Raw genomic sequence first — 2710 nt, 5'->3', positions numbered from 1 at the left:
TTTGTTACAAGTCGGGAATCTACCCCCTTGACTCAGGATCACCTGTCAGTCGGCTGGCCAAGGACATCGACACGCCGGGCTTGACCGTGAACCATTGCGCCGCAGTCACTTCGCCGTTCTGACGACAGTGAGGTCGTGATCATGTAGCGCGGTGATAAGTGCGCGGGTGCCGTCGTCGCGTTCTGGCGCCAGTTCGTGGGCGATGGCCGTGCGCACCACGGCCGATACCGGTAGGCCGCGTTCTGCGGCAGCGGCGCGTAGCCGGGTCATCTCATCGGCGGTGAGGCGCACGGTAAGGGTTTGGGCCTTTTCGCGGTTGGGGTGGGTGGCCGACGCGGTGGTGTATTCAGAGCTGTCGACGGCTTCCAACTCGCGCGCCTCGTCGAGCAGGTGGCTGAGCTCGTTGTTCACTGGTTGTTCCTTTCCCGGTATGTGCTCTGGTCGGTGAGGTTGGCAGGCCAGCAGTTCGCACCGTATTGCCGGTCCTCGTAGCTAACGACGATGACGACGAGCACTCAATCTGCGGTCGGCGAGAATCCAATGAACCGGCTACTTTTGCCCGAGCGGCTTTTGGGATCGGGGATAAACCCCACCACGTCGGGATCGTTGACGGCCTCGGTTGCCATCTCAACTGTGGTGCTGTGCTTGTCCCACATGTGGGTCACCGCGTCGCTCGGCCAATGCAACTCGGTCACCAGGCCAGTGTATTACAAACGTATGGCATCTGCTCTGTTTTCTGCGGTTACCGACCGGAGCAGCGGCTTGCCACCAGCGAAGCCGCAAAGGGTTGGGAGGCGTTATGCCGGCAAGCGCCGGCCAATACCGCGGAGGCGTGGCAAGAACTGCGTGCCCGGCCGGACAAACCGGTAGCGATGGGCCGACACCACCCGTTCGTAGACCGGCTCGCCAGTGTTGTGCACCGCGGTGTCGCAATAAAGCAATGGCAATACGAGGCCAACAGGGGGCGGGCAACTCTGGTACGTCGTCGACACCGAGAAATACACCCTGCGGCTACGCCGGTCTCGGCCACTCCTCCGCCACCGATTAGCTCCCAGCGCCAGCGCTGGACCTGGCCGGCACGACCGCGTCCGCCATTCTACCAACAGTGCGCAACCGGGCTCCTGGCCGGTGGGTGGATTAACGACGCCTCAGTAACCTTGGGCCACTCTGTCGTAATTCACGCAGCATGACCAGCGAATTCCATTGCGCAACACAGACATTTGGCCTTCGTCGCAAGTCGATAATCTACCCGCTTCAGCAGTGCGTGCAGAGTGCCTCGGACGACGGGGCTGGCAGGTCCCCGATAGTCGGTCCGCCTGGTTTTGGAGCCAGGTTGTGTTGATACCGATTTCAGTTGATCTCGCAGGCCACGGGGTGATGGGTGTGGCTGCATCGGGCAGCGTACTCGGCGGGGGTGAGGTAGCCCAGCGCTGAGTGACGGTGTCGATGGTTGTGTTCGTGCTTGAAGTCGCCGATGACCACGCGGGCTTCGAGCAGGTTGGTCCAGTGGTTGCGGTTGAGGCACTCCCTTCGTAGCCGGTTGTTGAACGATTCGATGTAGCCGTTGTTCCATGGGGTCCCGGGCGGGATGTAGGACAGCCCCACCTTTCCAGCGCAAAACGATTGCAGCGCTTGGGAAATAAGCTCAGGGCCATTATCCATCCGCAGCACCTTCGGTGGACCGCCAGCCGCGGCGAACACCCGCTCCAGCTCGGCGATGAGCCGCTGGGCAGTAATCGAGCGCTCCACGATGTTCAGCAGCGATTCTCGGGTGTGCTCGTCGAGCATCGAGGCGATCTTGACCGCTTTGCCGTCGATGGTGGAATCGAACTGGAAATCCAGCGCCCACACCACCTTGGGCGCGTCTGCCTCGACCTGCGGGGCGGTGCAGGCCCCGCAGCGTTTACGCGGGCTGTGCACCCGGCGCTGCAGCCCCTCCTGCTTCCACAGCCGGTGCACCTTCTTCTTGTTCACCTCACGGTGTTCGTCGTGGCGCAGGGCCGCCCAGGCGCGGCGAAACCCATGGCAGGGGTGTTTGGCGGAATAGTCCCGCAGCCAGGCCCGTAGCGGCGCGTCAGGGTCAGCCGGGGTAGCCGCCAGCGGGGTGCGGCGATAGGTGGAGCGGGCCAGCCCGACCGCCTTGCACGCCAGCCGTTCTGACATGCCCAGCACGTCTTTGAGCATGTCCACAGCGCGGCGTTTGGCGTCCGGGCTCAGAATTTTCCCTTGGCGACCTCCCGCAGGGCGTCTTTTTCCAGCTCGGCCTCGGCCAGCAGCCGCTTGAGGCGGGTGTTCTGTTCCCGTAGCTCTTTGAGTTCTTTGGCCGCGTCCACGTCCATGCCGCCATAGCTGCGCCGCCAGTTGTACAGCGTGGCCGGCGACACCTCCAACTCGGCCGCGATCTCTTCGTTGGTCTTGCCCGCCGCAGCGAGCTCATCAGCGCGGCGCAGCTTACGCACCACGTCCTCAGCGGAATGCTTCTTCCGGCCAGCCATGTTCTTCATCGTCCCTTCCAGCCCCCGTTCGGGGCCACAGGACTCTAAAACAAGGCGGACTCATTCACCGGGGACATGCCAGGGCATGGCCGCGAAAACACTTGAAATGTAATACGGCCATGTATTACATTTAGGTGTGTTGGTCGACTGGTCCAGACGCGGTGACTACATCGCCAAGCATGGAGTCACACCTGAGCAGGCCGACGAGGCGCTAA

At 62.7% G+C, this 2710-nt stretch carries 3 protein-coding genes; all 3 read right to left on the bottom strand.

The features are described 5' to 3' along the window. Positions 1 to 105: 105 nt before the first annotated feature. On the bottom strand, positions 106 to 411 hold the full coding sequence (locus AC2VOK_RS11415; RefSeq protein WP_407689302.1) for a ribbon-helix-helix protein, CopG family: 306 nt from the start codon (positions 409 to 411) through the stop codon (positions 106 to 108). Positions 412 to 515: 104 nt separating this feature from the next. Further along, entirely contained in the window at positions 516 to 695 is a 180-nt protein-coding gene (locus AC2VOK_RS11410; RefSeq protein ID WP_407689301.1) for a hypothetical protein, read from the bottom strand. Positions 696 to 1350: 655 nt separating this feature from the next. Continuing rightward, a protein-coding gene (locus tag AC2VOK_RS11405) for an IS3 family transposase (protein WP_407689303.1) occupies positions 1351 to 2495 on the bottom strand; the annotation gives its coding sequence in 2 pieces (ribosomal slippage) (positions 1351 to 2228 and positions 2228 to 2495; 1146 coding nt in all). Between the last annotated feature and the right edge of the window lie 215 nt (positions 2496 to 2710).

The organism is Mycobacterium sp. TH-M116 (assembly GCF_057473685.1).
This window is presented reverse-complemented; position numbering and strand designations above follow the sequence as displayed.